The organism is Pontibacillus yanchengensis Y32, from assembly GCF_000770635.1.
GTDB classification, from domain to species: Bacteria; Bacillota; Bacilli; order Bacillales; family BH030062; genus Pontibacillus; species Pontibacillus yanchengensis.
Genome location: NZ_AVBF01000115.1, coordinates 1 through 4984 on the forward strand (window position 1 = coordinate 1; position 4984 = coordinate 4984).

Sequence of the window (4984 nt, forward strand, 5' to 3'; positions counted from 1 at the left end):
TCTTTCTCCGGCGGGAGTCTCCTTGTTCCACGGCCACCTTTGCTTTTTTTGGAGTGACGGAAACATGGGCAGAAAAGGTTGTTTTAGGTTGTCGCTCCTATTTCTTAAATCTCGCTCCTAAAATTCGAAAGTTGCTCCTGTTTTCCGATTCTCGCTCCAAAAGTAGAAAAGTCGCTCCAGAGACCATAAATATGGCAAAAGGTCGCTACTACGAATAGCAAACTCGAACAATTTTATGGCAATTGAGGCCGCAGGTCCGAGTGAAACATATTGGCAGGGTTGGGTGGGAACAAGGAGACTCCCGCGGGAGGAAGAGGTAGGCAAGATCCCCTGAGGGCGTTTTCCCCGAAGGTAGCAATGATTCAGGGGAGGTTCAACTAAAACCGTCACATCGTGTGACAACGTTGAACTACCCTACGTCGTGTAGGGCAGCAGGACGCGAGTTGTTTCCCACCCAATCCTAACCCTCATAAAGTATCGGACCTCACCCTTAATATATCTCGAATCCAAGCCTTCAACATAATGGTGCTTAGATGGAAGAACATAAACAACAAACGTTTACAAAGCCTTTCAATAAGTAATTCACGCCATTAGAACATTGCTTGGCAATTTGTGCATTCTTACTGACTTAAAGCCATTCAGGAAGGCGTTGAAGTGACATGCATGTCATAGTTTTACACAAACAAACATTTCTATAATTCCCCATTAAAAAAGACCTTTCTAAACAAGAAAGGCCTGTTCCTAAAACATTTGATAACCTCGTACTCGAAGCATACGAATAACTATACCAGAACAAATAGCGCCAGCTAAACCGGATGATAAAATCACAATATCAATTACTTGTAGATTGACCAAATGTGATAATGCGGTTTGAATCGATTGCGTAAACGATAGAAAATAGTCTGCTAAAGCTATATTATCAACAATAAAGATTACAATCAGTGGATATATAAATGCCACTAACCATGTTTGTCTTAATAACATATTCACTAAAAAAGAGATTCCAAAAAACAATACGAAAAATAACAACACCGAAACAACGGCTTGTATGATATTCAATGGTGCTTCCTCCCTGCTTCCGTAAAAAACGCACAATTATTCGACACGATTATACCTCATCATATTTTATAACGGATAGAAGTGAAATACAAGTTCTCTAAAAAGTTGAAAAGTGACAATTGTGTTAACTGCGAGTTTACAACGGTTCACTTGCATATATATAAAGAGAAGCTCAGAGCGCCTTGCTACCTATTATGGATATAAAAAAAGCAAAGGTAGCTTATCGCTACCTTTGCTAATCCAACTAACTATTACTTAGTGAAAATGTTGAATTTACCTTTTTTCAATAATAATCCAACGCCACCAAGCTTAAGAAGGTAACGATTGTCAATAATCTTCTTCATGACAGAAGCTTTCCAACCAAATAATTTCTTACCACCGAAGACAACACCAATAGCTTGTCCTTCTCCAAGAGAAGCTACTGTACCTTGTAGTTCAGGTTCGAATGCTTCTAGCTTGCTTCCACCGTGAACAAGTGTTTTTAGGTTGTGAGCCGTTACTTCTGCTTCTTGAATCGCTATTTGAGCTGTTGGAGGATACGGACGATCATTTTCTTTATCCATGATAAGAGCACAGTCACCTACAATGAAAATATCATCGTGTCCAGGCGCACGTAGATCTTCTGAAACTTTCACTCGACCTCGAGCTGTTTCAAAACCTGTTTCTTCGACAATAGAATTACCACGAACACCAGCAGCCCAGATTACGTTGCTGGATGGAATTTCTTCTTGTTGTTCGTCTTTTTCCACAATGATACTGTTTTCATTTACTTGTTTAAGCATTGTGCCTAGTTTGAACTCAACGCCTTGACTTTCAAGATAGTTCATTGCGTATTCCACTAGCTCTTCATCAAATCCAGGCAAAGCTGTTGGAGAAGCCTCTACTGTTATAATACGAACTTTTTCACGAGGAATGTCGTATTCTTTACACAGTTCAGGAACGCGATTACCTAACTCACCAGCAAATTCAATCCCAGTAAATCCTGCACCACCAATTACAATGTTTAGTAAGTCTTGGCGATCTTCTTTTTCGTTATTGTAACGTGCAAAATTGTACTCAATGTGATCACGAATTAAACGAGCACTGTTGATGTTATTAATAGTGAAAGCGTTCTCTAACAGTCCCTGAATACCGAATGTTGCTGCTTCAAAACCAAGACCAACAACAAGATAATCATACGTAAGCTCACCATTTTCAAGCGTAACCTTTTTCTCATCTGGTTGTAAGGAGACTACCGTATCTTGCACAAGCTCTACTCTGTTTAAATCTACAACATCACTAATTTTGATGCGAGTATGATCATGATGTAACGTACCAGCTGCATTCTCATGAAGCCAAGTTGTCTGGTAATGGTAATTATGTTTGTTAACAAGTGTTATGTCTGCTTCATTTCTACCGAGCATTTTTTGAAGTTTGACAGTGGTAATCATACCACCATACCCAGCACCAAGGATGACTATTTTTGGTCGGTTCATACCTATCACTTCCATTTACTATAAATTTTCGAATTCACGAATGACAAGCAACATTGTGACCCAATTCACGAATTTGAGCATAAAAAAAGACATACTACTATTATAGGATTGTCATAATTTCGTAAAATATTTTCTAGGAAATATCATAGTCCTTTTTCATGCAATTTTCAACCCTTTCCACATAATTTGTCGACATTCAGACATTTCAAATATTTTTATTATAACCTATATATTTGGTATTATAAAATTTGTACGCTTAGAAGTATGCTAAAATAGTCTTTATATACATTTTTTGAAATGGGGGAATCTACTTTGTCTGATCAAGTTTATGACATTACGATTATTGGAGGAGGCCCAGTCGGCCTGTTCACTGCCTTTTATGGTGGAATGAGACAAGCGAGTGTGAAAATCATCGAAAGTCTCCCTCATCTCGGTGGTCAGCTCACTGCTTTATATCCTGAGAAATATATATACGATGTTGCCGGCTTCCCAAAGGTTCGCGCACAAGATCTGGTAGACAATTTAACAGAACAAGCAAATCAATTTAACCCTACTGTTGCCTTGGAAGAATCGGTTCAAGAAGTAGAGAAGCTTGAAGATGGTACGTTTAAACTAACGACCAACCAAGCTGTTCACTACTCTAGAACGATTATTATTACAGCAGGTAATGGTGCATTCTCACCTCGCAAACTTAAAATTCAAGATTGTGAGCATTTTGAACAATCGAACCTTCATTATCATGTAGATGATATGAAGAAATTTGCAGGACAGAATGTAGTTGTTTGTGGAGGCGGTGACTCTGCAGTAGATTGGTCTCTTATGCTTGAGCCAATTGCAAATCATGTTACTCTCGTCCACCGTCGCGACAAATTCCGTGCGCATGAACACAGTGTGGAGAAGCTATACAACTCTTCCATCAATATCATGACACCTTATTCACCTGAAGAGCTTATCGGAGACGATCGAATTGAACAAGTTGTCTTAAAACAAGTCAAAGGTGACGAGACACACACACTTGATGTGGATGCCATGATTGTCAATTATGGTTTCGTTTCTTCTCTAGGACCTATTAAAGAATGGAACCTGGAAATTGAGAAAAACAACATCGTTATCAATTCTAAAAGTGAAACAAACATTCCAGGCATTTATGCTGCAGGAGATATTTGTACGTACCCTGGTAAAGTAAAACTAATTGCATCAGGGTTTGGCGAAGGACCTACAGCAGTCAATAATGCCAAGGCATATATGGATCCAAATGCAAAAGTTCAACCAATGCATTCCACAAGCCTATTTGGTGGATAATCTTAATTCAAAAGCTGGGAGACCTACTCCCAGCTTTTTTATTCCTAAAAATTTAGCGTCATACACTTCTAGTTTCAGCGCACCACTTTAATTTGATTTAGATTCCACTTTATAATCTGAAATGTTATACGTATCATTCATTAACTTAAAAAATACGGTTAATGTAAATGACCCTTCTGCATCTGTTTTGTTTTTCTGAACTAGCTTATACTTTCCTTCTTCTACTTCCTCAAAATTGTAGTCTTTATCTGGACTTAAAAATGGTCCAAATTCATCAGGCTGAATGTATAATCCATCCTCTTTGTCCTCATACATTTTATCAACTAGTTTCTTGGCTAATTGTTGATCTGTTACTTCTGATAAATAACTCACCATTTCCTCTTTCGTTTCATACTCAATCACTTTTCCATCCTCATTCGTTCTCGGCTGCAGACGCACTTCTAAATCTTTCATTAGTTGCTCTGCTTTATCCTCAGATAATGTCTTCGTACTAGCTTCACTCTCACTATTTTCGGATTGCCCTTCAGACGATGAGGCTTCTTCACTTGTACTGCTGGATGGTTGCTCCTCTTGAGCTCCACAACCACTTAATACGATTACAGCACCGACTAAAATAGATAAAAGCCCTTTGATGTATTTCATGTCCATCCTCCTCATTAAATCTGCTAATAAATAACAATTTCCACTCAAAGGATGCATGAAACATACGTTGGCCTATAGTTTGAATTCACTAGTGTAGAGCGTAGTAGCACTTTTAAATCGTTTATGTATTTCTCTTAAAACATTGGCTGTGTTAAAGTTTGTTGTTGATATAATAATGAAATAGTTTTATGTTTCTCCATAATAGCACCATAATCTTGAAGGCTTGGATTCGAAATATATTAAGGGTGAGGTCCGATACTTTATGAGGGTTAGGGTTGGGTGGGAAACAACTCGCGTCCTGCTGCCCTACACGACGTAGGGTAGTTCAACGTTGTCACACGATGTGACGGTTTTAGTTGAACCTCCCTTGAATCATTGCTACCTTCGGGGAAAACGCCCTCAGGGGATCTTGCCTACCTCTTCCTCCCGCGGGAGTCTCCTTGTTTCCCACCCAACCCTGCCAATATGTTGCAATCGGACCTATGGCCTCAATTGCCATAAAATTT

The 4984-nt window shown here is 38.9% G+C and carries 5 protein-coding genes; 2 read left to right on the forward strand and 3 right to left on the reverse strand.

The window, feature by feature from the left end:
* A partial coding sequence (locus N782_RS22035; protein ID WP_036824789.1) for a hypothetical protein occupies positions 1-218 on the forward strand: 218 nt, incomplete at its 5' end.
* A gap of 523 nt (positions 219-741) precedes the next feature.
* Here N782_RS22035 and N782_RS20215 read toward each other — a convergent pair.
* Together N782_RS20215 and N782_RS20220 are read right to left on the reverse strand one after the other, a co-directional pair.
* The gene (locus N782_RS20215) at positions 742-1053 is read right to left on the reverse strand and encodes a YuiB family protein (protein ID WP_420805605.1); all 312 of its coding nucleotides are present in this window, start codon (positions 1051-1053) and stop codon (positions 742-744) included.
* Between the two features lie 257 nt (positions 1054-1310).
* A complete protein-coding gene (locus N782_RS20220; RefSeq protein WP_036824794.1) occupies positions 1311-2534 on the reverse strand; it encodes an NAD(P)/FAD-dependent oxidoreductase in 1224 nt (407 codons plus the stop codon).
* 312 nt (positions 2535-2846) lie between these two features.
* On the opposite strand from N782_RS20220, the gene N782_RS20225 reads away from it, so the two are divergent.
* Complete coding sequence (locus tag N782_RS20225; RefSeq protein WP_237582703.1) at positions 2847-3836, forward strand: NAD(P)/FAD-dependent oxidoreductase; 990 nt, start codon at positions 2847-2849, stop codon at positions 3834-3836.
* Between the two features lie 87 nt (positions 3837-3923).
* On the opposite strand, the gene N782_RS20230 is transcribed toward N782_RS20225, so the two are convergent.
* The gene (locus N782_RS20230; RefSeq protein WP_036824801.1) at positions 3924-4478 is read right to left on the reverse strand and encodes a hypothetical protein; all 555 of its coding nucleotides are present in this window, start codon (positions 4476-4478) and stop codon (positions 3924-3926) included.
* Positions 4479-4984 lie beyond the last annotated feature (506 nt).

Bases quoted from the DNA above. Each gene is read 5' to 3' on its own strand.
- N782_RS20230 (WP_036824801.1), bottom strand. From the start codon at position 4,478: ATGAAATACATCAAAGGGCTTTTATCTATTTTAGTCGGTGCTGTAATC.
- N782_RS20220 (WP_036824794.1), bottom strand. From the start codon at position 2,534: ATGAACCGACCAAAAATAGTCATCCTTGGTGCTGGGTATGGTGGTATG.